Source organism: Salinilacihabitans rarus (genome assembly GCF_024296665.1).
In the GTDB taxonomy this organism is placed as follows: Archaea; Halobacteriota; Halobacteria; order Halobacteriales; family Natrialbaceae; genus Salinilacihabitans; species Salinilacihabitans rarus.
In genome coordinates, this window is sequence record NZ_CP100762.1 from 1,153,414 (window position 1) to 1,178,202 (window position 24,789).

Annotated in this window: 31 protein-coding genes; 15 read left to right on the plus strand and 16 right to left on the minus strand. The window is 69.2% G+C overall.

Annotation, left to right across the window (positions count from 1 at the left end):
- Nucleotides 1-4 precede the first annotated feature (4 nt).
- Nucleotides 5-343, minus strand: coding sequence for a hypothetical protein (locus NKG98_RS06100; RefSeq protein WP_254768774.1), 339 nt, complete (start codon nt 341-343; stop codon nt 5-7).
- A 151-nt stretch (nt 344-494) separates the two neighbouring features.
- On the opposite strand from NKG98_RS06100, the gene NKG98_RS06105 reads away from it, so the two are divergent.
- Nucleotides 495-1,274 (plus strand): PHP domain-containing protein, encoded by a 780-nt coding sequence (locus NKG98_RS06105; protein ID WP_256558474.1) that lies wholly within the window; start codon nt 495-497, stop codon nt 1,272-1,274.
- A 4-nt stretch (nt 1,275-1,278) separates the two neighbouring features.
- Here NKG98_RS06105 and NKG98_RS06110 read toward each other — a convergent pair whose 3' ends face one another.
- A complete protein-coding gene (locus NKG98_RS06110; protein ID WP_254768775.1) occupies nt 1,279-1,941 on the minus strand; it encodes a DUF6517 family protein in 663 nt (220 codons plus the stop codon).
- 129 nt (nt 1,942-2,070) lie between these two features.
- On the opposite strand from NKG98_RS06110, the gene NKG98_RS06115 reads away from it, so the two are divergent.
- Nucleotides 2,071-3,192: a pyridoxal phosphate-dependent aminotransferase gene (locus NKG98_RS06115; protein WP_254768776.1), complete on the plus strand. Its 1,122-nt coding sequence runs from the start codon at nt 2,071-2,073 to the stop codon at nt 3,190-3,192.
- Nucleotides 3,193-3,275: 83 nt separating this feature from the next.
- Nucleotides 3,276-3,602: a DUF5789 family protein gene (locus tag NKG98_RS06120; protein WP_254768777.1), complete on the plus strand. Its 327-nt coding sequence runs from the start codon at nt 3,276-3,278 to the stop codon at nt 3,600-3,602.
- A 22-nt stretch (nt 3,603-3,624) separates the two neighbouring features.
- Here NKG98_RS06120 and NKG98_RS06125 read toward each other — a convergent pair whose 3' ends face one another.
- Complete coding sequence (locus NKG98_RS06125) at nt 3,625-3,903, minus strand: DUF8152 family protein (RefSeq protein WP_254768778.1); 279 nt, start codon at nt 3,901-3,903, stop codon at nt 3,625-3,627.
- An 85-nt stretch (nt 3,904-3,988) separates the two neighbouring features.
- Here NKG98_RS06125 and NKG98_RS06130 point away from each other — a divergent pair, with 85 nt between their 5' ends.
- Nucleotides 3,989-5,383, plus strand: a complete 1,395-nt coding sequence (locus NKG98_RS06130; protein ID WP_254768779.1) for an FAD-binding oxidoreductase — start codon at nt 3,989-3,991, stop codon at nt 5,381-5,383.
- A gap of 1 nt (nt 5,384) precedes the next feature.
- Here the strand turns inward: NKG98_RS06130 and NKG98_RS06135 are convergent, their stop codons facing one another.
- Nucleotides 5,385-6,710 (minus strand): S8 family peptidase, encoded by a 1,326-nt coding sequence (locus NKG98_RS06135; protein ID WP_254768780.1) that lies wholly within the window; start codon nt 6,708-6,710, stop codon nt 5,385-5,387.
- 160 nt (nt 6,711-6,870) lie between these two features.
- Nucleotides 6,871-8,586: a thiamine pyrophosphate-binding protein gene (locus NKG98_RS06140; protein ID WP_254768781.1), complete on the minus strand. Its 1,716-nt coding sequence runs from the start codon at nt 8,584-8,586 to the stop codon at nt 6,871-6,873.
- A 102-nt stretch (nt 8,587-8,688) separates the two neighbouring features.
- Between NKG98_RS06140 and NKG98_RS06145 the strand changes: the two genes are divergently transcribed.
- Entirely contained in the window at nt 8,689-9,549 is an 861-nt protein-coding gene (locus NKG98_RS06145; protein WP_254768782.1) for a UbiA family prenyltransferase, read from the plus strand.
- Nucleotides 9,550-9,612: 63 nt separating this feature from the next.
- Here the strand turns inward: NKG98_RS06145 and NKG98_RS06150 are convergent, their stop codons facing one another.
- Both NKG98_RS06150 and NKG98_RS06155 read right to left on the minus strand, forming a co-directional pair.
- A complete protein-coding gene (locus NKG98_RS06150) occupies nt 9,613-9,990 on the minus strand; it encodes a DUF7344 domain-containing protein (protein WP_254768783.1) in 378 nt (125 codons plus the stop codon).
- 154 nt (nt 9,991-10,144) lie between these two features.
- On the minus strand, nt 10,145-10,564 hold the full coding sequence (locus tag NKG98_RS06155) for a histone acetyltransferase (RefSeq protein WP_254768784.1): 420 nt from the start codon (nt 10,562-10,564) through the stop codon (nt 10,145-10,147).
- 175 nt (nt 10,565-10,739) lie between these two features.
- Between NKG98_RS06155 and NKG98_RS06160 the strand changes: the two genes are divergently transcribed.
- From NKG98_RS06160 to NKG98_RS06165, 3 genes are all read left to right on the plus strand, one after another.
- Entirely contained in the window at nt 10,740-10,958 is a 219-nt protein-coding gene (locus tag NKG98_RS06160; RefSeq protein ID WP_254768785.1) for a hypothetical protein, read from the plus strand.
- 139 nt (nt 10,959-11,097) lie between these two features.
- A complete protein-coding gene (locus tag NKG98_RS19095; protein WP_425504407.1) occupies nt 11,098-11,367 on the plus strand; it encodes a DUF7344 domain-containing protein in 270 nt (89 codons plus the stop codon).
- Between the two features lie 314 nt (nt 11,368-11,681).
- Nucleotides 11,682-12,500, plus strand: coding sequence for a TrmB family transcriptional regulator (locus NKG98_RS06165; RefSeq protein ID WP_254768786.1), 819 nt, complete (start codon nt 11,682-11,684; stop codon nt 12,498-12,500).
- A 126-nt stretch (nt 12,501-12,626) separates the two neighbouring features.
- Here NKG98_RS06165 and NKG98_RS06170 read toward each other — a convergent pair whose 3' ends face one another.
- Nucleotides 12,627-13,241 (minus strand): class I SAM-dependent methyltransferase, encoded by a 615-nt coding sequence (locus NKG98_RS06170; protein ID WP_254768787.1) that lies wholly within the window; start codon nt 13,239-13,241, stop codon nt 12,627-12,629.
- A gap of 9 nt (nt 13,242-13,250) precedes the next feature.
- Here NKG98_RS06170 and NKG98_RS06175 point away from each other — a divergent pair, with 9 nt between their 5' ends.
- The 4 genes from NKG98_RS06175 to NKG98_RS06190 all read left to right on the plus strand — a co-directional run bounded on the left by NKG98_RS06175 (nt 13,251) and on the right by NKG98_RS06190 (nt 15,088).
- The gene (locus NKG98_RS06175) at nt 13,251-13,496 is read left to right on the plus strand and encodes a hypothetical protein (RefSeq protein WP_254768788.1); all 246 of its coding nucleotides are present in this window, start codon (nt 13,251-13,253) and stop codon (nt 13,494-13,496) included.
- 73 nt (nt 13,497-13,569) lie between these two features.
- Nucleotides 13,570-14,274, plus strand: a complete 705-nt coding sequence (locus NKG98_RS06180; RefSeq protein ID WP_254768789.1) for an SDR family oxidoreductase — start codon at nt 13,570-13,572, stop codon at nt 14,272-14,274.
- Nucleotides 14,275-14,427: 153 nt separating this feature from the next.
- Nucleotides 14,428-14,922 carry a type II toxin-antitoxin system death-on-curing family toxin gene (locus tag NKG98_RS06185; RefSeq protein WP_254768790.1) on the plus strand — a complete coding sequence of 165 codons (495 nt, stop codon included), beginning with the start codon at nt 14,428-14,430 and terminating at the stop codon, nt 14,920-14,922.
- A gap of 25 nt (nt 14,923-14,947) precedes the next feature.
- Nucleotides 14,948-15,088, plus strand: coding sequence for a hypothetical protein (locus tag NKG98_RS06190; protein WP_006087969.1), 141 nt, complete (start codon nt 14,948-14,950; stop codon nt 15,086-15,088).
- Between the two features lie 21 nt (nt 15,089-15,109).
- On the opposite strand, the gene NKG98_RS06195 is transcribed toward NKG98_RS06190, so the two are convergent.
- On the minus strand, nt 15,110-16,288 hold the full coding sequence (locus NKG98_RS06195; protein WP_254768791.1) for a redox-regulated ATPase YchF: 1,179 nt from the start codon (nt 16,286-16,288) through the stop codon (nt 15,110-15,112).
- 132 nt (nt 16,289-16,420) lie between these two features.
- On the opposite strand from NKG98_RS06195, the gene NKG98_RS06200 reads away from it, so the two are divergent.
- Nucleotides 16,421-17,128 (plus strand): DUF7344 domain-containing protein, encoded by a 708-nt coding sequence (locus NKG98_RS06200; RefSeq protein ID WP_254768792.1) that lies wholly within the window; start codon nt 16,421-16,423, stop codon nt 17,126-17,128.
- 81 nt (nt 17,129-17,209) lie between these two features.
- Here the strand turns inward: NKG98_RS06200 and NKG98_RS06205 are convergent, their stop codons facing one another.
- The gene (locus tag NKG98_RS06205; protein ID WP_254768793.1) at nt 17,210-17,941 is read right to left on the minus strand and encodes a bifunctional helix-turn-helix transcriptional regulator/GNAT family N-acetyltransferase; all 732 of its coding nucleotides are present in this window, start codon (nt 17,939-17,941) and stop codon (nt 17,210-17,212) included.
- 153 nt (nt 17,942-18,094) lie between these two features.
- Between NKG98_RS06205 and NKG98_RS06210 the strand changes: the two genes are divergently transcribed.
- A complete protein-coding gene (locus NKG98_RS06210; RefSeq protein WP_254768794.1) occupies nt 18,095-18,541 on the plus strand; it encodes a hypothetical protein in 447 nt (148 codons plus the stop codon).
- Nucleotides 18,542-18,574: 33 nt separating this feature from the next.
- On the opposite strand, the gene NKG98_RS06215 is transcribed toward NKG98_RS06210, so the two are convergent.
- The 5 genes from NKG98_RS06215 to NKG98_RS06235 form a co-directional block, all read right to left on the minus strand.
- Nucleotides 18,575-18,934, minus strand: a complete 360-nt coding sequence (locus NKG98_RS06215) for a DUF8055 family protein (protein ID WP_254768795.1) — start codon at nt 18,932-18,934, stop codon at nt 18,575-18,577.
- A 7-nt stretch (nt 18,935-18,941) separates the two neighbouring features.
- Nucleotides 18,942-20,618, minus strand: a complete 1,677-nt coding sequence (locus tag NKG98_RS06220; RefSeq protein WP_254768796.1) for an FAD-dependent monooxygenase — start codon at nt 20,616-20,618, stop codon at nt 18,942-18,944.
- Entirely contained in the window at nt 20,618-22,159 is a 1,542-nt protein-coding gene (locus NKG98_RS06225; protein ID WP_254768797.1) for an electron transfer flavoprotein subunit alpha/FixB family protein, read from the minus strand. The genes NKG98_RS06220 and NKG98_RS06225 overlap by 1 nt, the downstream gene beginning before the upstream one ends.
- 1 nt (nt 22,160) lies before the next feature.
- Nucleotides 22,161-23,024 carry an electron transfer flavoprotein subunit beta/FixA family protein gene (locus NKG98_RS06230; RefSeq protein WP_254768798.1) on the minus strand — a complete coding sequence of 288 codons (864 nt, stop codon included), beginning with the start codon at nt 23,022-23,024 and terminating at the stop codon, nt 22,161-22,163.
- 109 nt (nt 23,025-23,133) lie between these two features.
- A complete protein-coding gene (locus tag NKG98_RS06235) occupies nt 23,134-23,994 on the minus strand; it encodes a polymer-forming cytoskeletal protein (RefSeq protein WP_254768799.1) in 861 nt (286 codons plus the stop codon).
- Nucleotides 23,995-24,113: 119 nt separating this feature from the next.
- Here NKG98_RS06235 and NKG98_RS06240 point away from each other — a divergent pair, with 119 nt between their 5' ends.
- The gene (locus tag NKG98_RS06240) at nt 24,114-24,311 is read left to right on the plus strand and encodes a DUF5800 family protein (RefSeq protein ID WP_254768800.1); all 198 of its coding nucleotides are present in this window, start codon (nt 24,114-24,116) and stop codon (nt 24,309-24,311) included.
- Nucleotides 24,312-24,315: 4 nt separating this feature from the next.
- On the opposite strand, the gene NKG98_RS06245 is transcribed toward NKG98_RS06240, so the two are convergent.
- Entirely contained in the window at nt 24,316-24,738 is a 423-nt protein-coding gene (locus tag NKG98_RS06245; RefSeq protein WP_254768801.1) for a VOC family protein, read from the minus strand.
- Nucleotides 24,739-24,789 lie beyond the last annotated feature (51 nt).

Below are 24,789 nucleotides of genomic sequence, written 5' to 3' on the forward strand. Positions count from 1 at the left end.
GCCCTCAGCGGAGGACCGGCGCCGCCGGGTCGACCTCCGAACACCGAACGGAGAGGTCGTCGACGCGGTCGGCCAGTTTCTCGATCTGGTCCCGGTACCGTGCGTCCAGCGCCACCAGCCCGTGTGCCGACCGGGTCTCGATCCGCAGCGTGACCTCGAAGGGGTCGTCGTCGCCCCGCGAGAGTTCGATCTCGGCGACGTCGTCGATTTCGAGGGAGTCGAGGACCCACTCGTACAGCCACGCCTCGTGGCTCGTGCGGTCCTCGGAGGTGACGTAGTCGATCACGTAGCAGAACGGCTCGGAGGTCGCTTCCTGCCGGTCGAGCGATCGCTCCTGGTTCATACACGACTAGAGGACGACGACGTCGAAGAACCGTTTCCTCGATACTACAGCGGTTTTTACGTGCGCTGTGGTACGATCGTCGAACGCGAGTCGGCGCCGACGGCGGGTCCGTCGGGCGGACGTTTTAGTACGCGGACGACGACTCCCCGCAGTGGCGCTCACCGCCGACTACCACGCACACTCGAACTACTCCGACGGGCGGCCGCTCCCGTCGATGATCGCGGCCGCCGAGCGGGCCGGTCTGGAGGCGATCGGGTTCACCGACCACTGCAACGTCTCCCCGCGCGAGCCGCTCCGGCTGTCGAAACGCGAGTTCGGGTTCAACCTCGACCTGACCTACGAGCGCCGCCGGGAGGCGCTCGAAACGCTGGGCGAGCGGTTCGCGGTGACGGTCCACGACGGGGTCGAACTCGACTACGACCCGCGCGACGAGGACGCCATCGCGACGTTCCTCGCGGACGCCGACTTCGAGTACGCCGTCGGGAGCGTCCACGCCCTCGACGGAACGACGATTTTCGACGAGGGCCACTTCACGGCGAAGTCGGAACGCGAGGTCGAGGCGCTCGTCGACGAGTACTACGAGCGGCTGGTCGCGCTGATCGAGTCCGAACTGTTCGAGGTGGTCGGCCACGTCGACGCCCTCGAACGCACGCCGTCGCTGCGGGGATACACGACCGCCGACCACCGCGTGGCGGTCGCGGACGCCCTCGCGACCTCGTCTACCCTCCCGGAGATCAACGCCGGCGCGATCGGTGGCTACGGCGAGTTCCACCCCGCGCCGACGTTCCTCGACGCCCTCGTCGAGCGCGGCCTCCGGTTCGTCCCCGGCACCGACTCCCACCGACCCGGAGAGATCGACGAGCGCGCGGCCGCGCTCGAAGACCGGTTCGCGGCGGCCGGAGTCGAACCGGCGACGCCGTTCGACGGCTGACGGGTCAGTCCCGCGGGGCCGGGTGCTCGACCGACGCCATCAGCGTCTCGACCTGCTCGGTCTCGTCGGACAACAGCTCCGGATAGGTGCCGACGAGTACGATCAGGTCGTCCTCGTGGCCGAACGCCGCCACCGCGAGGACGAGTTCGACGACCTGTCCGTCGACCTCCGCCTCGGCGAGGAGCCGGTCGACCGAGCGGGACTCCCCGAGGATCGACACGTCGACCGTCCCGTCGTGACGGACGTCGCGGAGTTCGCCGAACTCGCCGGCGAAGTCGTCGGCGAACGCGTCGACCAGTTCCTGGCTGTCGAGGTCGTCGAGCGGGTTGACCGACGAGCCGAACAGTTCCATCGCCGGGACCGATATCGCGGCGAACGACGCCGCCTCGACCGACCGTCCCTGGATCTCGACCGTTTTCACGTAGAGGCCCAGCCAGAACGTGGCGTGGACCTCGCGCTCGACGCCGACGTCGACCGTCTCCTCGAACGACTCCGATCGGACCTCGACCTCCTCGTAGCCGGTCTCGGCGAGTGCCTCGTCGGTCGGCAGCGCCGGGTCCGCCTGGAACTCGAACGGGGCCTCGCCGAACGCGGCGTCGAGACACCCCGCCGAGAACGCGAGCGCGCCCGTCGCACCGGCCGCCAGAAAAGACCTGCGGGAATTCATTACACGGCACATTCGGCGGAGTGAACATATTCTTTTCGGCCTTGGAACATACGATTAGAATACTGTCACGTCGAACGACCGGACGACCGGACACCAAGAGTTATCGGGATCGCCCCCGCCCCTTGGGGTATGACACGGTTTGCCGACCGGGTAGAACAGGTGTCGATCAGCGGCATCCGCGAGGTGTTCGAGGCCGCAGGCGAGGACGCGATCAACCTCGGTCTCGGCCAGCCGGACTTTCCGACCCCCGAACACGTCCGGCGTGCGGCCGCCGAAGCCATCGAGGCCGGCGAGGCGGACGCCTACACCTCGAACAAGGGGACGCGGGACCTCCGCGAGGCCGTCTCGGCGACGTACGACCGCGACTACGGCCTCGCGGTCGACCCGGCCGACGTCATCGTCACCGCCGGCGGGAGCGAGGCGCTGCACCTCGCGCTCGAGGCCCACGTCGACCCCGGCGAGGAGGTGATCGTCCCCGACCCCGGCTTCGTCTCCTACGACGCCCTCACCCGGATCGCGGGCGGAACGCCGCGGCCGGTCGGCCTCCGGGAGGACCTCACGCTCGATCCGGCGGCGGTCGAGGACGCGATCACCGACGAGACGGCGGCGTTCGTCGTCAACAGCCCCGCGAACCCGACTGGCGCGGTCCAGTCCGAGGCCGACGTGCGCGAGTTCGCCCGCATCGCCGACGAACACGACGTGCTCTGTCTCTCCGACGAGGTGTACGAGCACATCGTCTTCGAGGGCGAGCACCGCTCGCCGGCGGAGTTCGCCGAGACGGACAACGTGGTCGTCGTCAGCGCCTGCTCGAAGACCTACTCGATGACCGGCTGGCGGGTCGGCTGGGTGATCGGTTCGACCCGCCGGATCGAGCGGATGCTCCGGGTCCACCAGTACTGTCAGGCCTGTGCCTCCGCGCCCGCCCAGTACGCCGCCGAGGCCGCCCTCTCGGGCCCGCAGGACCGCGTCGACGAGATGGTCGCGGCCTTCGAGGAGCGCCGCGACGTCGTCGTCGATGGCCTGACCGACGCCGGCCTCGACGTGCCGATCCCCCACGGCGCGTTCTACGCCATGCCCGCGGTGCCGGAGGGGTGGTGCGACGAGGTGCTCTCGCGGGGCGTCGTGGTCGTCCCCGGCGAGGCCTTCGGCGCCAACGGCGAGGGGTACGCCCGCCTCTCGTACGCGGCCGGCATGGAGGAGTTGAAGGAGGCTCTCGAGATCATCGACGACGCGACGCGGGCCGTGCGGTAGCCCGCCGACCTGTCGCCTGCGGCGACGAAGATCCACCCCCAGCGGTATGTACCCGGGTGTGGTAGGGACCGGGCGACCGAGCCATGACCGACCGACACTCCGCCGACGACCGCGAACTGGGAATCGAGTTCGGCGACCTGCGAGCGGCCCTCGAAGATCCGACGTACCCCGCGACGAGCGAGGAACTCGTCGAGAGTTGCGGCGACTGCACGATCGAACTCCCGGGCGGCGAGGAGACGTTCGGCGACCTGCTCGCGGTGCTCCCCGAGGAGACCTACGAGTCCCCGGGCGAGGCCCGTCGGGCGCTTTTCAACGCGGTCGACAGCAGGGCCATCGGCCGAAAGTACTACTCCGACCGCACGCCCCCGGCGAACGGGGAGCGACGCGAAGACGACCCCGTCTCGTTCTGACCGCCGGTCTTCGGGCCGGCTCTCACTCCGCGAGGATCTCCTCGCAGAGCCCGCGGGCCGCCTCGACGTGCGCATCGGCCGCCTCGTGGCCCGTCCCCTCGGCTTCGGCGAGCAGGCGTGTGACCTGTCGCACCCGCTTTCGCGTCGTCGCCGCGTCGAGATCGCCCGTCGCGGCGTCGCGGGCGACCGCCTCGGCCTCGCCGAGCCAGCGGTTCGCCCGCGGGTCGATCGGCAGCGACGCCGTCGCCTCCAGGTGGTCGTGGAGGTCGCGAACCCGCTCGTCGAGCGCGTCGTCGGTCACGCGGGACCGTACGGTCGCGGGTGCCGTGACCGTTGGGGTGCCGGACGCCGGAACGCTTGTTACTGACGGTGCTAGACGGTGTCTCATGACACACGACTGCGCGTTCCTCGCGGACCTCCCCCTCGGGGACGACCAGGTGTCGTTCGACGAGGGGCGCCGGGAGGCGCACGCGGCCGACTGGGGCGCACAGCAACGCGGCGGGGCGCGGACGCCGGACGCGGTGGTCTGGCCCGAGTCGACCGACGACGTCGCGGCCGTCCTCGCGGCCGCGACCGACCGGGACGTCCCCGTGACGCCGTACGCCGCCGGCACGGGTCTGGAAGCGAACGCCGTCCCCGCTCGCGGGGGGATCAGCCTCGACCTGACCCGGATGGACGACGTGCGCGACTACCGGCCCGAGGACTTCCAGATCGACGTCGGGCCGGGGATCATCGGCTCGGCCGTCGACGAGTACGTCGCCGACGACGGCCTCTTCTTCCCGCCGCTGCCCTCCTCGGGGGACATCTCGACGGTCGGCGGGATGATCGCCACCGACGCGAGCGGGATGAAGACCGTCAGGTACGGCGAGGTGCGCGACTGGGTGTTGCGCCTCGAAGTCGTCCTCGCCGACGGCACCGTGATCGAGACGGGGTCGCGGGCGCCGAAGACCTCGAGCGGCTACAACCTGACCGACCTGTTCGTCGGCAGCGAGGGCACCCTCGGCGTCGTCACCGAGGCGACGCTCGAACTCGCGGGCCGGCCGGAGCAGGTCCGCGGGGGGAGAGCCATCTTCGAGACGCTCGACGACGCGACCGCGGCGGTCTCCGACGCCGTCCGGACGGGCGTCGACGTGGCGACGATCGAACTCGTCGACGGCCTGAGCGCGCGGATGGCCAACCGCTACCTCGGGACGGACCTGCCGGACGCGCCGATGGTCTTCTTCGAGTTCCACGCCGAACACGGGGTCGAGGAGGAAATCGACCTCTGCCGGACGCTCTTCGAGGCCCACGACGTCGCCCGCTTCGAGGTGGCGGCCGCCGACGACGGAATGGATCGCCTCTGGAAGGCCCGCCGGGAACTGGCCTACGCCGTCGCGTCCTACGACCCCGACCTCGAACCGATCCACCCCGGCGACGTGACGGTGCCGATCAGTGCTTATCCCGAAATCGTCCGCGAGACCAAGCGTATCGCCGACGAGCACGACCTGCTCGCGCCCTGCTTCGGCCACGCCGGCGACGGCAACCTCCACTACACCGTCCTCGTCGACCGCGACGACCCCGAGCACGTCGAACTGGGCGAGGCGGTCTACGAGCGGGTCGTCGAACGCGCCCTCGACCTCGGCGGCACCGCCACCGGCGAGCACGGCATCGGCGCGGGCAAGCGGAAGTACGTAGAGCGCGAGCACGGCGCGGGCGCCGTCGAGGCGATGCGCGCGGTAAAGCGGGCGCTCGACCCGACGGAGACGCTGAATCCGGGGAAGATCTTCCCCGAGGGAGAGTAGGTTACAGCAGGCGCTCGACCGTCGCGAGGGCGTTCGTCCGTCCGAAGCCGGAATCGGAGTCGCTCCCGCCGTCGGTCCCTTCCGCGCCGGCCGCGATAGCGCGCTCGACCTGCCGGGCGTTCGCCCCGGGTTCGAGTTCGCGCACGAGCGCGGCGAGGCCGGTCACCTGCGGCGCGGCCATCGAGGTCCCCATGAGCCAGCCGTACGCGTGGCCGTCGATCGTCGTGTCGACGTAGGGACCGGAGAGGAGCCCCTCGTCCGGCACCGTCGAGAACACCGCGTTGAGCGGCCACGGACGCTCGACCGCGTCGGGGCCGGCGACGATCGTCTTCTCGACCGTCTCGTAGCCGCCGCCGGGCGCCGCGACGTCGATCTCGTTCGTCCCGTAGTTCGAGTAGAACGTCCGCTCGTCGTCCGGCGTGGACGCCCCGATCGACACCACGCCGGCGAGGCTGTTCGGCAGCGTGAACAGCCCGCCCTGCTGGAGGTTCGCGTCGGAGTTCCCCGCGGAACCGACCAGCAGCGTCCCCGCCGCCGTGGCGGTCTGTGCGACCGACTCCATCAGCCGACGGTACTGGTAGGCGTTGAACTCGGGCGGGATCGGCGAGGTGCCGATGCTCATGTTCGCGGCGTCGGCGCCGACGTCGGCGGCGTACTCGATCCCGGCGAGGACGTCGCCCCACGTGCCCGTGTCGGGGCCGAGGATGCGAACCGAGACGACCGTCGCACCCGGCGCGGTGCCGAGCATCCCGACCTCGCCGGTCGCGGCGGCGGTTCCGGCGACGTGGGTGCCGTGATAGCCGGAGTCGCCGGTGTGTTCGGCCGGCCGTCCGTCGATCATCGTGGCGCTCGCGTCGACGTCGACGTTCAGGTCCGGATGCGAGTCGTCGACCCCCGTGTCGAGGACCGCGATCGTTCGGCCGGCGCCCGTGGCGTGCTCGTGGGCCTCGCGTACCTCCTGTACCTGCTTGTCCCAGAGGAGTTCGTCGTAGACCTCGTCGACGTCGGTCCCGTCGGCCTCGGCGGGCGACGCCTCGACCTCGGGCGTCACGAGTTCGACGTCGAGGTCCGGCACCGCCGTCGAGACCCCGCTGATCGCCCCGAGGTCCGCGGCCGCGTCCGCGGAACCGGCGACGAGCAGTACGTTACCTCCCGCGAGCGCGTTCAGCACCTCGAAGCCGGCGGCCTCGATCCGGGCGGCGGCGTCGTCGGTCGCGCCGACGACGTACCGCGCCCGGCCGTCGCTCGCCGACGCCGGTCCGGTAAACGCCAGCGTGGCGCTCGCAGCACCGATTCCCCTCAGTACGGAGCGTCTGTTCAGATTCATGGTAGTCTAACCCGCGTGACGGGTTAGCTACCGATACTGTAATGACCCCGTAAATAACGTGGCGTTTCGACAATCGACGGGCGATACGCCAACATTCATAATGGTTGGTGATGGTCACCGCCCGCGACCGCCCGTAACCGGCGGCGAGCGGACCGCGGCGTCAGTCGTGGACCAGTACGTCGAGCACCGTCGGGCCGTCGGCGTCGAGCGCCCGTTCGAGCGCCGGGCCGATCCCCGACGGCTCGTCGACCAGTTCGGCGTCGGCGCCGTGGCTCTCGGCGTTCGCGACGACGTCGACCGGGGGTTCGAAGTCCGTGCCGACGAACTCGTGGCCCTCGATCTCGACGCCGAGGAGGTCCGCGGCGTTCTCCTTCAGGATGCGGTAGTTGCGGTTGTCCACGACGACGACGGTGAGGTCGACGTCGTAGCGCGCGGCCGAGTAGATCGCCTGCGGGTAGTAGAGGTACGAGCCGTCGCCGACGTAGCCGATCACGTCCCGGGGGTCGTCGCGGTCGTTCTCGGCGATGGCGGCGCCGACGGCGGCCGGCAGCCCGTAGCCGAGGCCGCCGCCCTTGTTCGAGAGCAGCCCCTCGGGTTCGAACGGCCGGCGAGTCAGCAGCGCGTACCGCGCGGTGACGCCCTCGTCGACGACGTAGGCGTCGGGGGCGACCTCGTTCATCGCGTCGACCAGTTCGGCCTTCGACGCCCGCGGGTCGTCGGTGTCGCTCTCGCCCATCGCCCGCACCGTCCCGTCGAGGGCCTCTTTCGTCGCGTGAACGGTTTCGAGGCGGCTCTCGCGGGACTCCGCGTCGAGGCGGTCGGCGACGCGCGCGGCGAGGGCGGCCATCGCCTCGCCCGGATCGGCGAGCACCGCGGCGTCGGCGGGCTGGTTCTTCCCGAGTTCCCACGCGTCGTCTCCGACGTGGATGCACGTCGTGTTCGATCCCACCAGCGGTTCGTCGTGGGCGACGAGCGTCGTGTTCGTCGAGGTGCCGACGAAAAGCAGCGTGTCCGACGACATGAGCGTCGACGCCATCGCCTCGTCCGGCGGGATCGGCGAGAGCCACGCCTCGTGCGAGCGGGGGAAGTTCACCTCGCTCGCCATGATCTCCTCGTGGACGCGCAGTCCGGCCGCCTCCGCGAGGTCGACCGCGGCCTCGACGGCCTCGGTCCCGGCGCGGGCGACGCCGTCGCCCAGCACCATGGCGGGGCCGTCGGCCTCGACCAGCAGGTCCGCCGCGCGGTCGAGCGCCGACGGATCGCCCGCGCCCGCGGTAGGGATCGGCCCCAGTCGTTCGGGTTCGGCGTCGGTCTCGGCGGTCGTCACGTCGAGCGGGAGCGCGAGGAAGACCGGGCCGGTCGGCGGCGTCAGCGCGACCCGGAACGCCCGCCGGAGCATCGCTGGCAGCGCCTCGACGTCCAGAACCTCCGCGCTCCACTTCGTGAACGGCTCGGCGAGGTCGACGACGTCGCCCGAGAGGATCGGCTCCTCGTGGCGGAAGTCGGTGCGGTGGTTCCCGGTCGTCACGACCAGCGGCGCCCCGGCGACCATCGCGCCGTAGAGGTTGCCCAGCCCGTGGGCCAGCCCCGGCGCGAGGTGGAGGTTGACGACGCCGACGGGGTTGTGCGCGGTCGGGTCGCCGTCGCCGCCCAGCGCCCCCGCCTCGACCGCGCGGTAGCGGCGGGTGCTCGCGTAGCCGGCGGCCATCCCGACCGCGACGTCCTCGTGGAGCGCCAGCCGGTAGTCGACGTCGCTCCCGCCGAGTGCCTCCGTGATCGGCAACTCGGTCGTCCCGGGGTTGCCGAAGACGTACTCGACGCCGTAGGATTCGAGCGCCTCGACGAACAGGTCCGCGCCCGTACGTTGGGATTCCATGGCGCGTCGTGCGTTCCCGCGGGACAAGAATCTGTGGCCGGAGACCGCCCGCGCTCGGTTGCGCCCCGCAGTATTATACCTCGGTTCGTGGACACGCGAGGTATGGCCCTCGCGCGTCACGGGACCGGAATCGGGGCGACGCTGCGCGCGTACGCCTCGCAGGTCCACCCCGTGTTCATGACGCCGCCGCTGGCCGCCTCCCTGTTCGGCGCGGTCCTCGCCCGCGCGGTCGACCCCGGGGTCGCGGCGGTCCACGTCGCGGCCATCTTCGCCGCGGTCTACACCGCCCACCTCAAGGACGGCTACGTCGACTTCTACGTCCGCGACGAGGACGAGGACCACCCCCTCACCGCCCGGGGGTGTCGTGCGGGCCTCGCGGCCTCGACGGCGACCGTCGCCGTCTGCTGTGTCCTCCTGTTCGCGCTCGTCGACGCCGTCGCCGTCGCGCTCGTCCTCCCGACGTGGCTGATCGCCTACCACCACGCCCCGCAACTCGACACGAACCCGGTGACGGCGACGACGGGCTACCCCGCGGGCATCGCGCTGGCGATCCTCGGCGGCTTCTACGTTCAGGCCGGCGCGCTCGCGGCCGTCCCGGTCGGCTTCGCCGCCGTCTTCCTCGTCTTGCTCTCGGGCGTGAAGGTGATCGACGACGCCCAGGACTACGTCTACGACCGCTCGATCCGCAAGCGGACGGTCGCGGTGAGCGTCGGCCCCGCCCGGGCCCACGCGGTCGCCTACGGCCTCATGCTGACCGCGCTGTTCGCCGTCGTCGCGCTCGCCGTCGGCCGCGTCTTCCCGCCGACGACGGTGCTGGCGGCGCTGGCGTTCGCGGCCGTCGCCGCCGTCGCCCGTCGAGCCGATCCCGAGATCGCGACGATGCTGCTCGTCCGGGGATCGTACGTCTTCCTCGCCGTCCTCGTCGCCGCCGTCTGGTTCGAACCGCTCGCCGGGGTCGTCTGACCCGCCGGCGCGACCCGGCAGACTCGCCAGTCGGCGCCGCGGTGGCGTCGTCGAAAGGAGCGCTCAGTCGAGGTCGAGGTTCCGAAGCTCCTCGAGTTCCTCGGTCTGTCGGAACTGGTCGAGCAGGGACTCGACGTCCGAGAACCCCGCCGCCACGACGACGTCGCCGCTGCGCAGGTCGTACTCGACGATGCCGTAGTCGGCGAGCCGCGGGAGGTGGTTGTGGACCATCGAGACGTACACGAGCTGTCTGGCCTCCTCGTCGACGGCCGCGACCGGCACCCCACGTTCCCAGGCCGCGATCTGTGGTACGAGGGCGTCGAGGTTCGCGTGGCTCTCGCCGCGCCCGGCCAGCAGATACAGCAGGAACCGCCGCTGTGGCTCCGCGAGCAGGGTACAGGCGGCATCCATCCGCTCGGCGTGCCCGACTGACCGTTGCATACCTGAGGAGAGGTCACGGGGAGTATTAGGGGCTGGTGCCAAAACAGATAGGGCCGCAACACTCGTTTTCGAGGCGTACAGGTGGGAGAAACGAACGATCAAGGTTTCCGACATCGTCGCGAAATCGCGGTCCGATAGCCGCCGCGACCCGGCCTCACTCCGACGGGTAGCACTCCAGCGCGCGACACCGGCCGACCCACTCTTCGAGGTACGTCTCGTGGCTCACGACCCGGCCCGCGAACGCCATCGGGTCCGTCACGCCCGCGTCGAGACACCAGTCGACGCACCGCGCGTACACCGCGGCGGCGTCGACGTCCGTCTCGACGGTCGCGCGGAGCGCGTCGGCGCCACAGCAGGTCGCGACGAACGCCCGCGTGTGGCCGTCGATTGAGACGTACGGGGCGTCGACGCCGAGGTCGTCGATCGGCAACTCGTCGGCCGGGACGACCGAGACGGGGTCGTACTCGGGGTCGTCGGCGTCGAACCACGCGAGGACGCCGCGCAGTTTCTCGGCGCTGAGCAGCAACTGGCTGGGCTGGCAGTCGGCGACGGGGATGGTGACCGGTCGGGTCATCGCTCGTTACGGACGGGGCGTCGAGACGTTCGTCGGACGGGACAAAAACGCTGGGTGTTCCGTGGCGACGGCGCGCGTGCGGCCGAGTGCACACCCGTTCGGTCGGCGCGGGCGAGTCGAGGGCGCGATCGGTCAGTATGCCAACGGATATGACGGAGCACGCGTATGGTCGGACGTGATCGACGAGATGCGGTCGAGTCCGCTGTTCAGCGGTCAACGGTTGGTCGCGACCGTCGGCCTCGCGTTCGCCATCTCCCTCGTGGACGTGCGCTTCGTCAACCTCGCGGGGATCGAGACGGTCGCGGATCTGTTGGGCCGGACGGTCGTCCACGGACTGGGTTTCTACCTCGGTTTCACCGTCGCGGCGCTGTTCGACGCGGAGTGGCCCCTGTAAGTAGCGTGCGACCCGATCTCGGTCACGCCGCCTCCAGTCACTCGATTAATCACTACAGCGACGGAGCGTGAAAATGTTCACGACTTAAGAGAATGGGTAGCTAAATACGGGTAATGAGGAGCACCAAATGAATGACAAGATGTTTACTGCGTTGGCCCACGCGCAGCGACGCCAATTCTTATTCGACCTGTTAGACCACAACCCGCAAGAGACCTCGGGGCCATCTCCCAGTCCGCGGGGGGACGCCACACGGGACGAGGAACTGGTCAGTAAACATCACGTTCACCTCCCCAAACTGGCCGATTACGGCTACATCGAGTGGGACCGAGACGCTGGCCTCGTAACGAAAGGGCCGCAGTTCGACGAGATCCGGCCTCTTCTCGAGTTTCTGGATGGCCGCCGGGACTGATCTCCCGCGGTAGATCGGCGTCGAGAACCGGCTTTTCTCTCCCGTAGACCGGCGAAGCGCGCTCACAGTTCTCGCGTCGCGACGCGGCCGCCGCGTAGTAAATGGCATGCCCCATCGTGGTTGGGCCGTAATGGGACACGCCACCCTAACGAACCCGCCGGAGATTGAAATAGTTTGTGTGATGATCCGAGTGAAAAATTTTCGCGGGGAGACCGCTGACGGTCCGGAGCGGCCTGACACTGGCGAAACAGGAACCTTTTCCCGTTCACGGGCTATAGCACTCACGTTCGGATCGCCGGACGCGTGGTTGGGCCATGACACAGGATACGACTACCAGCGAGGCGGTGAGTCTGCTGCAAGAACTCGGGCTGCAAGAGTACGAATCGCGGTGCTTTCTGGCGTTGACACAGCTTCCAAGCGGGACGGCAAAGGAGATCCACGAAATCTCGGAGGTCCCGCGGACGCGGGTGTACGACGCCATCCGGGTGCTGGAGTCACAGGGGCTGGTCGAGGTCCAGCACTCGAGCCCACAGCAGTACCGCGCGGTCAGTATCGGCGAGGCGACTCGCACGCTCCGCCAGAAGTACTCCGATCGGATCGATACGCTCGAAACGCATCTCGAGGCGATCGAACACCGCGAAGTCGAGTCGGACAACGACCGGGTTCAGGAAGTGTGGTCGCTGGCCGGCAACGACGCGATCGACTCCCGGACGTTCGACCTGATCGACGGCGCGGACTCGGAGATCGCACTGCTCGTCGTGGACGAATCGCTCCTGTCGGAGCCGCTCTTCGAGAGCCTCCACGACGCCGTGGAACGGGAGCTCTCGATCGTTCTCGGCGGCCAGACGAAGCAGATCACGTCCCGGCTGGGGACGGAGCTCCCGAACATCACCACGTTCGAGACCGGATTGGACTGGCTCACGGGGCCGTGGTCCGATCACGAAGTGGCGATCAGCCGGATTCTGCTCGTCGACAAGGCGACGCTGTTGATCGGATCGTACTACCCGGACAGCAACGACAGCGCGGGGAAAGAACGGGCGGTCTACGCTACGGGCCTCGAAAACGGAGTCGTCGTCCTCCTTCGCCGACTGATCTCGTCGGGGTTGGCACCCGCCAGCGATCCGGGCAAGTGAGCGTCGGGCAGTCCTCGGCGTTCGCCCGGCGGCGACCGTCACGATTCCATCGATCACGACCCAGCGCGGCCTCCGGATGCTGTCACACGGCGTCTCGGTCGCGGTCGCCGCCGACCGAGTCGGCTCTCATCGGGTGGACGGCCACCGCGTTGCGGGATACGACTGGGTGCCGCCGTGGCTGTTGCGAGCGACGAGTTCGACGGTCGCCGATCGCCTCCCCTCCCGTTGCTCGCTCGACTCCTCGTAGTACAGCACGGTGAGATCGAGACACGCGCGGAGGAGTTCGTTCGCGCCGAACCGGTGGCGGTCGCTACTCGGTCCCACCTCCGCGGGCGGCTCCGACCGGAGGTGGTGCTGGTAGAACAGCAGGCCGCCGGGTCGCAGCGCCGCCTTGATGTCGTCCAGTCGGTCGAGCGTCCGGAAGAAACTGATCGTCACCAGGTCGTACCGCCCCTCCGGATAGTCGAACTGCGTCGCGTCGGCCTGTATCGGGTCGATCCGGTCGTCGACGCCTCGCTCTTCGGCGGTCTCGGTGGCGATGCGGAGCCCCTCGATGGACCGGTCGAGCGCGTCCACCTCGTATCCCTGCTCGGCGAGGAAGACCGCGTTCCGTCCCGTGCCGCAGGCGACGTCGAGCGCTCGTCCGCCGGCCGCCTCGTCGACGTACGCACGCAACACCGGGGAGGGGTCGGGATCGGTCGGATACTCGCCGGTGCGGAACCGCTCGTCCCACGTGGTCATACGTCCACGATGGGGCTCCACCTCCGTCAATGCGTCCCCGAGTCCCGTCCCGAACCCGACGACCGCCCGCGGGCACCCACGGCTATCGTACCGACCAGGTCCGCCCGGATCAGCTACGCCGCGATCAGTCCGGCCTCGATCTTCCCGTGGATGGCGACCGTCGGTGTGATGCGCTCGCTCGGCCTCTCGGCGTTCGCCGCGTATCTGCCGTACGGATTCGTACTCGCCGTCGAACGCGTCGCCTGCGGGCAGTAGTCGGAGACGACGTGTGACGGGTTCGGACACCTACTGAACCGAACTTTATGAACGCGGCCGCGTTCGTAGTCGTATGGCCGATACGAACGTCGCGATCGTGACGGCGGCGGGACGCGGTATCGGGGCGGCCTGTGCCCGGCGACTGAGCGAGGACGGATACACGCCGGTTCTGCTGTCGCGGTCGGGCAGCGCCGTCGAGGTCGCGACCGACCTCGGCGGGGACGGGTTCGAAGGCTCGGTGACCGACCCCGAGGACCTGGCCGCCCTCGTCGAGACGACGTACGAACGCTACGGGCGCATCGACGCCGTGGTGAACAACACGGGTCACCCGGCGACCGGCGACCTCCTCGAAATCTCCGACGAGGAGTGGCACGAGGGGTTGGACCTCGTGCTGTTGAACGCCGTCCGGATGGCCCGCCTCGTCACGCCCATCATGGAAGAACAGGGCCACGGGTCGATCGTGAACATCTCCACGTTCTCGGCGTTCGAACCGTCCGGCGAGTTTCCCGTCTCGTCGGTGCTTCGGGCCGGACTCGGGAGTTTCACCAAACTCTACGCGGATCGGTACGCGGCGAGCGGAATCCGGATGAACACGGTCCAGCCCGGATTCGTCGACAGTTACGACGTAGACGAGGAAACGAGGGAGCGAATCCCGATGGGACGGCCGGCACGAACCGCGGAGATCGCGGACGCGGTCGCGTACCTGCTCTCGCCCGCTTCGAGCTACGTCACCGGACAGAACGTCCGCGTCGACGGGGGGCTCACCGAGTCCGTGTAGACGCCGCAGGCTCGCCCAGTAACGTCAGTTCGTGCTCACGATCTTGATCACTACTTCTGAGTGCACACAGTGTACACAACGGATAAATTCAGACAAAATCCGTGGACTGCAATAGCAAGGATTACCTCGGATGCAGTCTGATCGAACGAACGAATGGCAGACTCGTTCTGGTATCCGTCAGTGGGCGACATTCTCGCCATCCACGACGACATCGTATCAGAGTATTCTGACACGCACGCTGGCGTCCAGAATCGTGGCGATATCGAGTTTGCCCTGAACTACATCGAGAGTGGGAGTTTCGGAACGGTACCCGAGACGATCCACGAAAAAGCGTTTCACCTCATCCGGCTGTTGGTGGCAAACCACCCGTTCGTCGACGCAAACAAGCGTAAGCGTACTGCACTCAACACGACGGTCGTGTTCTACGTTCTCAACGGGTATCGGTTCGCGTACGACAACGAAATCAGGACGATCCTCAAGCAGTTCGGCACCGATCAGGCAACCGTCGACGAAACGGAAACTCTCGAATACCTTCGGTCTCACACCGAAGAAATCGACCTCCCAGGCGAGATTGAACAGTGGCGCGACGACCTCATCCAATACGGACTGAACGAACTGACCGACGGCTCGTCTAACCCGAACGGTTAACCGCAGTCGGGACAATACGACAAATATGGCGACCGAGGAAGGTTCTGAGTCCGGGTCTCCGCTCGACGAAGTGATGGACGACATCCGACGGGAACTCGTCCAGCGGGTAGCAGCGGCTGACCGGGACGCGAATCGAGATATCTACGACGCGCTCGAAAACGAGTAACGCGCTCTAATTCCGGCTGTATCAGTTCGTGCTCACGATCTTGATCACGTCGCCCTCGTCGAGTTCGTAGCCCTCGGCGACCTCCCGGTTCGACTTCGCGTCGACGGCGTGGAGGTAGCCGTCGCCGATGTCGGAGTGGACCGCGTAGGCGAGGTCGACCGGCGTCGACCCCGCGGGCAGCAGGAAGGCGTCGGGGAGGACGTTGCCGCTGCCGTCGGACCACTTCGAGGCGTCCTCGACGGGGTAGGCCGTCAGGTGTGCGAGCAGGTCGTAGACCGCGTAGTTCAGCGCGGCCTGGACGCCGGTGCCGTCCCAGCGTTCCATCGTCTCCGCGAGCGCCGAGAGCGCCCCGCGCTGGGCGTCGCTGACGTCGCCGGTGATCTCGACGGTCGCGTCGCCCGGATCGTAGTCGACGAGGCCGTTCTCGGCGGCCCGCCGGAGCGCGAGTTCGCCCTCCGCGGTCGTCGGGACCACGGGCTTGTCGAGGTCGAGGAGGCGCTCGACGTTCTCCTCGGGGGCGACGTCGATCTTGTTGGCGGCGACGACGATCGGTTTCGTCCGCCGGCGTACCTCGCGGGCGAGCACCTCGCGGTCCGCGTCGGTCCACTGGATGGGGTCGTCGGGGTACTCGAGGCCGCGCAGCGTCGCCGCCACGTCCGCGGGGGAGGCGCCGAAGCCGGTCAGCATGTCCGCGAGCGCGTCGTCCAGATCGAACTCCGGCGAGCGGGACTTGCGCTCGACGGACTCCCAGTTGCGCTCGACGATGCCCGCGAGCCACATGTCCATCTCCTCCTCGACGAAGTCGACGTCCTCGATCGGGTCGTGTTCGCCGGCCTCGACCGGTTCGCCCTTCTCGTTCGTCGCGCCGGAGGCGTCGATGACGTTGATTATCGCGTCCGCGTTCGTCAGTTCGTCGAGGAACTGGTTGCCCAGTCCCTTCCCCTCGTGGGCGCCGGGCACCAGCCCCGCGACGTCGAGCAGTTCGATCGGGACGTACCGCTTGCCGTCCCGACAGTGCTCGGAGTTACACCGCTCGTCGCGTTCGAGACAGGGACACTCCGTGCGGGCGTGGCTCACCCCCCGGTTGGCGTCGATGGTGGTGAACGGGTAGTTGGCGACGTCCACCTCGGCCATCGTCGCCGCAGTGTAGAAGGTGGACTTGCCGGCGTTTGGCTTGCCGGCAAGCGCGATCGAGAGCATGAGTCCCCGTAGCGTCGGTCGAAAAAACTGTCTTTCGGTTCCGCGAACCCGGCGCCCGGATACCACGATACTTAGGCGGTGGCCTCATGCCCGCGGGCCGCCTCCCGGACGGTAACCGGTACCAAACAAACCATGAGCGCGAATTCCCACGTTTCGCCCCCACAGACGATCTTCGACGCGCTCGCGAACGGCCGCCGGCGGGCCCTGCTCTCGCTCCTCCGGGAGGTCGACGAGCCGATCCACGTCTCCCGCCTCGCGACCGCCATCGCCTGCCGCGAGGCGCCGACCGCACCGGACGACGCGCTCGACGCCCGCATCGAGGAGGTACTCACCAGCCTCCGGCACGTCCACGTGCCGCGGCTCCGCGAGGCCGGCCTGCTCGCGTACGACCGACGACGCGACACCGTCCGCCGGCGGTCGACCCGCTCGCGGACCGAGGACCGCCTCGTCGCCCACGCCACCGCCGGCGACGGCCGCCACGACGCGCTGCTCGACGCGATCGCACACCCGCGTCGTCGCGCCGTGCTGTCGGCGCTCGCGGACCGCACCGACCCCCTCCCGCGGGCCGACCTCGCGGCGCTCGTCGCCGCCCGCACGTCGGGGCGTGACCCCGACGCGGTCGCACCCGCCGACCGCGAGGCCGTCCTCGTCTCGCTACACCACGTCCACCTCCCGAAGCTCTCGGAGGTCGGCCTCGTCGCCGTTGACGGCGACCGGGTGCGGCTCTCGGGGGAGGCCCCGGTCGACGCCGCGTGTTTTCGGGCCGTCTGCGAGGTGATCGGCGTCGACCCGGCCGCGTTCGGACTCGGTCGCGACGTCGTCTCGGCGCCCGGAAACTGAGAGGCCCCACCGAAGGCGCGAGCGACGACCCGAAAGGCCAGCTACCGGGGGAGTACGAGGAACTGTTCGAACTCGCCGGACTCAGAGTTCGAGCGCCATCATCACTTCGTCGACGTACTCGCCGTCGATCTTGTAGTGGTCCTCGCGGACCGCCTCGATCTCCCAGCCGTGGCCTTCGAGGAAGCCGATCGCGTCCTCGTTCGTCGACGGGACGCTGTTGTAGACCTTCTCGTAGCCGTGCGAGCCGGCCCATCCGAGCCCGCGCGAGAGCAGGTGCGAGCCGATGCCGTAGCCGCGGTACTCATCTAGGACCCCGACGGTGAGTTCGGCGGTGTGGCTCAGTTTGTCGAGTTCGGGCGCGTTGAGGTGGACCCAGCCGACGACCTCGTCCTCGACGGTCGCGACGAAGAACACCCGCGACTCGATCTCGTTGTGTCGCAACAGCGCGTCCTGGTGGTCGACCTCGTCGGCGACGCTCTCGGCGACGATGTACCGCCGCTCCTCGGCGACCCGCCGGATCGCGCCGACGATGCCCGTCAGGTCCTCCTGACGGGCCGGCCGGATGTGGAACGCGACGTCGTCGCTGCGGTACTCCTCCGCCGCGCCGCCGTCGAGCGTGACACGGAGGGTCCCGCCCTCGGTGTCGATGCGGCCGTCGCGTTTGAGGATCGCCACGTGGTGGCGAAAACCCCCCGGATCGAGCCGTAACCGGTCGCGGACCTCCTCGGGGTCGACGGCCCCGTGTCGCTCGACGTACTCGTAGATCCGTCTGCGATCCTCGTGGCCGAACTCGAGTTCCTCGCCGAACATCATGGCACGTCATAACGCGCCACAGTATATAATGGTTGTTCGTGTCCGACCCGCCGGGCATAATGGACCCACAGGTGAACCCGGGGCGGTTTCGGCCGCCGCGCTAACTTCCGGATACGCGAGTCCCCGCGTGCCGGCCCGCGACTCGCGCCAGCCATGATCGGAACGAACGTGTTCGTCGCCGCGCTCGCCCTCCCCCTCGTCGTCGCGCTCGGCACGCTCGCCCACGAGGGCGCCCACGCGCTCGTGCTCCGGGTCGGCGGCGTCGCCTACGACGTCGCCTACCTGCCCGGCCGGGCCGAGGGCACCGTCGCCGCGCTGGCGAGGCGCCCGTGGGCGGCCGTCCGCCCCCGCCCCACCGGGCGGGAACCGCCGTGGGTCGTCCGACTGGCCGCGCTCGCGCCGCTGGCGCTCGCCGTTCCGATCTTCGGGGCCGGCGCGGCAGGCCTGCTGCCGGCCGACCGGCCCGTCGCGGCCGCGGTCGCCATCGGCTGGCTCGCCTGCGCGATTCCGAGCCCGCGGGACTTCTCTGTCGCCTTCCACGCCGGCAGACTCCTCGACGAGGCCCGCGGGGCGGCGGTCCGCACATCCCGCGCCGATTGACGGTCGTCGCACGGACCGCCACCCCGGAGAACGTCACGTCCGCGCCGGCACGCCCGTCAGCAACTGGCCGACGTCGTGGACGTTCCGGGTCTCGAGGAGGAGTTCCGCGGCCTCGCGGACGGTGAACTCGGCGTCGAGGTCGACGCCGTGGCAGGCCGCGTAACACTCGAACCAGGCGTTCATCGCGCGTTCGAGCGCGCGCAGTTCCGCCGGCGAGAAGCGGGTCATCCGCCCGCCGGTGCGGCCCTCGACGTAGAGCCAGATGGCCCGGCCCGCGCCCTCGCGGAGGTACTCGGTCGCCCGGTCGGGCGAGGCCGCGTCGGGGTCGACCGCCGCGCGCTCGCGCTCGGCGCGGCGTTCGAGGGCGGCGATCCGGGGGCCGTACCGGCTCACCGCGGTCTCACCCCTGGCGGAACTCGACGCCCTTGCCGCCGCGGGGGTGTTCCCACTCGGTGTCGGCGACGATGGCGCAGGTCCCACACTCGACGCAGGGCTGGGTGTCGAGGCTGACGAGCGTCTCCTCGTCGCCGTTGGTCTCGACGGTCTCGGCGCGGTAGCAGCCGCCGCCGAAGTCCTCGGCGCTGACGGGACAGGCGTAGACCGCCGCCCCGCTGGCCTCGAAGGACTCGTCGCGCAGTCGGATGTGCGGGTTGCCGACGTCGGTGTCGTAGGTGAGGTCGCCGATGCGCTCCTCGAGACTCGGCGGTTCGACGTCGTTCTCCCAGTGGACGGTCCGGCCGCGTTCCTCGCCGAGGATCGACGGGATGGTGACGTAGCCGGTGCGGGTGTCGGGCAGCATCGACACGAGGAACGGCGAGTTGTACGCCCGCCGGAGCAGACGGTCGGCGACCGCGTTGCCCACCGCGAGGCGGCCGACCGACGAGTCGAGGACGGTCTCGACGACGTTCGTCACGGCGTCGCGCTCGCCGACGGCGCTCGCGAGGTCGTACCGTCGGGGACGGAGTTTGGCCATCGTCCCCGACTTCCCGAGCATCTCGGCGTACTTGCGGCCCGCCGCGGACGGACCGGGGTTGTCGCGGGTGGCGGCGAACGCGTCGGCCGCGAGCGCGCCCGCCGTGACGGCGTGGTTCATTCCCTTGATGATCGGCCCCTGGGCCTGCATCTGGCCGCCGGCGTCGCCGACGAGCACCAGTCGGTCGCGGTAGGGCTCGCGGTGGGCGACCTTCTTCGAGTCCGGCACCAGTTTGGCTCCGTACTCCAGTTCGTCGTACTCGTCGCCGAGCCACTGTGCCATCAGCGGGTGGGTCAGCAGCGCGTCGAGCAGTTCGTGGGGTTCCGCGCGCTCCTCGACGAGGCTGTCGAGGTGGAAGACGGTCCCGATCGAGAGCGTGTCGGCGTTGGTGTAGAGGAAGCCGCCGCCGCGGACGTCCTCGAAGAGGTCGCCCGAGAACAGGTGGGCGACGCCCTCGTCGTCGCCGACCGCGAACCGGTCTTCGATCGTCTCGGGGTCCATCTCGACGACCGCCTTGACCCCCTGGAACCACTCGTCGGGCTCCTCCCAGTCCATCAGCCCCGCGTCGCGGGCGAGTTCGGAGTTGACGCCGTCGGCGGCGACGATCAGGTCCGCCCGGATCGGGTCGAGTTCGTCGCAGGTGACGCCGACGATCTCGCCGTTCTCCCGCAGGAGGCCGTTGACCCGAACGTCCGTCAGGACGCCCCCGCCCGTCTCGCTCGTCTTCTCGTGGACGCGCTCTTCGAGCCACGCGTCCATCTCCCGGCGCAAGACGGCGTCGCACCACTCGGTGTCGTGCTCGTGGAGGTCGGTCAGGTCGTAGGTTCTGACCTTCTCGCCCGCGACGTTGTGGATGTAGTAGTCCGTCACGGGCCGCTCGGCGGCCTCCTCGCGGAAGCCGTCGAAGAGGTCGTCGATCGTGTACGGCGCGGACTCCTCGGCGTAGATCAGCCCGCCGGAGACGTTCTTCGACCCGGCCTCGACGCCCCGTTCGAGCACGAGCGTCTCGACGCCGTGGTCGGCCAGCCGCGCCGCCGCGGCCGCCCCGCCGGGGCCACAGCCGACGACGACCGCCTCGAAGTGCTCGTAGCCGTCGGCCGCCATCAGTCGTCACCTCCGGTGGCGACGGCTTCGATGTCCAGTTCGTCCGACTCGATCGCCCGGGTCAGCCGGGGCAACACCTCGAAGAGGTCGCCCTCGACGAAGTAGTCCGAGAAGTCCCGGATGCGCGCGTCGGGGTCGGTGTTGATCGCGACGATGGTGTCGGACTCGTCCATCCCGACCTTGTGCTGGACGGCACCGGAGACGCCCGCGGCGACGTAGAGGTCGGGGGCGACGACCTGTCCGGTCTCGCCGATCTGGCGCTCCTCGCGGGTGTACCCCTCGACGTGGCCCTCGAACTGGTACGAGGAGGTGACGATGCCGCGGGTGATCCCGAGCGCGGCGTCGTCGAAGGCGTCGACGAGGTCGAGGCCGAGTTCGATCCCTTCCGTCGGGTCGCGGCCGATGCCCCGGCCGAGGCAGACGACCACCTCGTGGCCCGTGAGGTCGACGCCCGCCTCGAGCCGGTCGTGCTCGGTGATCTCGACGCGGAACCAGTCGTCCTCCAGTTCCATGTCGTGCTCGACGACCAGCCCCTCGCGGTCGGGGTCCGGTTCGGGGACGTCGAACGTCCCCGGGATGACGGAAGCTCCCTGCGGGTGGAAGTCCCGGTCGGGGTTGTCCAGACAGAGGATCGTCGAGTACTCGAACCCCGAGAAGTCCGGCCGCTTCATGTGCAAGACCTTCTCGAAGGTCTTCTTGACGCCGGGTTCGCCCGTCTTCACGGGATTCGAGACCTCCTCGTTCTCGATGAACAGGTCCGAACAGTCCGAAGCGAGCCCGGAGTCCAGTTCCGCCTGCACCTTCGCCGAGAGGTCCCGGCCGTTGTTCGTCGCCGGGAACAGGACGTAGCGGGGCTCGTCGTAGTCCCGCCAGTCGGTGCTCTCGATCGCCCCCTGCCCGCGGGCCATGTGCGCCGAAATCTCCGTGTAGGGCTTGTGGAGGAACCGCTCCAGCCGCGGGTCGTCGTGGTAGACCGCGACGTCGGCGCCGTAGGCGAGACACTCCTCGGCGAGGTCCTCGCAGTCGTCGCCCATCAGGAACGCGACGACGTCCTCCTCGTCGCCGTAGTCCTCGGCGTACCCGTCCATCAGTTCGCGGGCCTTCCCGAGCATCTCCTTCGAGACGTCGAGCAGTTCGCCCGCCTGGGTCTCACAGAACACCCACATGTCCTCGTAGTGGCCGCCCTCGAGCGCGCGGACGTGGCGCTTGTCGCGGGTGGGGTGGGAGAGCCCGTCGTCTTCCTCTTCGGGCGCTTCCTCGGCCTCGGCGTCCGCATCTTCGACCTCCTCGCCTTCGGCCTCCTCGCCCACGTCCTCTTTCGTCTCCTCGTACTCGCCTTCCGTCTCGGTTCCTTCCTCGACGCCCTCGCTCTCGGCCGCCTGGTCGAGCGCGTCGAGGCGCCGGTTGATCGCCTCGCGGGCCGTCTTGCGGTCCTTGCCGGCGCGTTCGGCTTCGAGGATCGAGTTCAGTTCGTCGGCGTCGTCGATCGTCTCCAGTTCCTCCGTGAGTTCGTCGACCGTGTGTTCCTCCGGATCCACCATCTCAGTCACCTCCCGCGAACGCGTGCATCTCTTCGAGTACCTCGTTCATCCCCTCGGTGTCGTCGGGGTCGACCATCGTGGCCTCGCGCTCCGAGGGCGCCTTCGGGATCGGGTCGACCGACGAGACGATCGTCGGCGACCCGTCCAGCCCGACGTAGTCGGGGTCGAGGTTCATGTCCTCGTGGTCCCACGTCGTCAGGTGCTCGTCGTGTGCTGCCGCCCGCCGCTCGGTCTCGGCGCGTAGCCGCTTGTGGGTCAGGCGGTGTTCGGCCCGCCGGTAGGTCGGCTCGAACTCGGGGTCCGCGATGACCATACAGGGCAGCGGCGCCTCGACCGTCTCGATCTCGTCGATATCGCCCTCGACGAGCCGCTTCGCCCGCAGGACGCGCTCGTCGGGGTCGATGTCCAGCGCGAGGACGTGGGTGACGATCGGCCACTCCAGCCCCCAGCAGGTCTGGGGGCCGGTGTGGCCCGTCTCCCCGTCGGCGGTCTTGAACCCCGCGAAGATCAGGTCGACCTCGGCGACCTCCGCCTCGTACTTCTCGACGGCCGAACAGAGCGTGATCGCCGTCGCCCACGTGTCCGAGGCGGCGAGTTCGCGGTCCGAGAGCAGGTAGCTGTCGTCGAGGTAGACCGACTCCATCGACTCCTGCAGCACCTCCGCGTACCCCGGCGGCCCCATGCTCATCCCGCTGACGTGGCCGCCGTGGCGCACCTTCGTCTGGAGTGCCGCCTCCAGTGCGAACCTGTCGTTCGGGTTCATCACCGTCGGCGTCTTCCCTCGCTCCAGGTGGCCGTCCTCGTCGAACGAGACCGCCCCCTCGGAGAAGTCGGGGACGCCCTTGGTCAGTACGACCGATCGCATACCTCCCTCCGGGTGCGTGATGTGATTGCGTGTGACATTCTCGTCTCTCCCTATCGCAACTATCGCTATTAAGGATGTGGGTAAAAATCGCCGGCGGCCGGCCGGGCGCTCACTCGGGGTCGCGCTCGGTCGTCCGCATCGTGACCTCGCCGGCGGCCCGGATGGTGCCGTCGACCTCGGCGCCGGGACCCAGTTCGAGGTCGGCACAGGAGATGTCCCCGATGATGCGCGTGTCCGCGCCGACGACGACCGAGCCCTCGCGGGTCGTCAGGTCGCCGTGGATGCGGGCCCCCTCGCCGACGACGACGTCCTCGCGGGCGCGGAGGCTGCCGAAGACGTTGCAGTCGGCGCCCACGTCGATCGTCTCCGCGCGGACGTTGCCGTGTAGCCGACAGCCGTCGCCGATCCGCGCCGGGGTCGAGACCCGCCAGGCGTCGTCGCTGACGGTCGCGTTGCGCGGGATCACGAGCGGTTCGGCGTCGACCTCGGACTCCGCGCCCTCGTCGACCACCTGCGAGAGCAACCGCTGGGCGGCGTCCTCCTCGCCGATCAACAGGAGGTGCTTGAGGTAGACGAACAGGAAGACGATCGTCGGCATCGGGTTGCGGATGACGATCCAGCCGTTGGCCTCGAACCCTTCCTCGACCTCGACGTCGTCGCCGATGTCGAGGTCGCCGGCGACCTTGAGTTCGCCGCCGACGCGGACGCGCTCGCCGAGGTAGGCGTCCTCGCCGACCAGCACGTTGTCGGCGACCTCACACCACATGTCGAGTCGACAGTCGCCGTCGGCCTCGATGCTGCCGTCGAAGCGGGCGCCCTCGCCGGCGAGGACGTTCCGCCCGCGGACGCCGAACTCGACCGTCGCGCGGCCGCCGACGAAGACGTCGCCGTCGGTCACGAGGTCGCGCTCCTCGGCTTTCGTTCCCGCGGGCACGACGAGTTCGTCGAGGGGGTCCCTGCTAAACGCCACACTCCGAGACAAAACAGGGCACTGGTAATAAACCTCGCGCGGCGTCAGACGGGCGGCTGACGGCGGCCCGGCCGGTGCCGTTCGCATCACTTTTCAATCGCCGAGGTGTCCGAACCGGTATGACCACGCTCGCGTTCGACGAGGACGGCGTCGACGTCGTCTACGAGGGCACGGAGTTTCGCCTCGAACGGAAACTGATCGAGGAGGCGACGGGGAAGTCCTACCACGACGTCACCGACCACGAGGTGCTGAAGATCGTCGCTCCCCAGCCCGACCTGCGCGGCGAGCCGCGTCGGGTGGGCGACATTCTGGACTGAGCCGTCACGGCGTCTCGGGATCGAACGGCCGCGACGCGCCGCCCCAGCGCTCGTCGCCGGTCGCGCGCGTGTCGAGGTAGACCTCGACGCCGTTGCCGTCGGGGTCGTCGAAGTACAGCGCCTCGCTGATGTCGTGGTCGACCGCCGTGACGGGGACGCCGTCGGCCCGGAGCCGCCGGTAGGTCGACCGGAGCGCCGCCGCGTCCTCGACCTCGAAGGCGACGTGGTAGAGCCCCGCGCTCCCGGGCGGGGCCGGCGTCGCGTCCCGGACCTCCCGGAGCGCGAGGTCGTGGTGGGCCTCGCCCCACGAGAGGAACGCGAAGCGATCGACGCGCTCCCTGACGTCGAGGTCGAGGTACGTCTCGTAGAAGTCGACGGCGCGGTCGAGGTCCGACACGGTGAGGTGGACGTGGCCGAGAGCGGGCATACCACAACGGTGGTCCCGCCCCGGCAAAAGCGACGCGCCCGGACGAGCGCG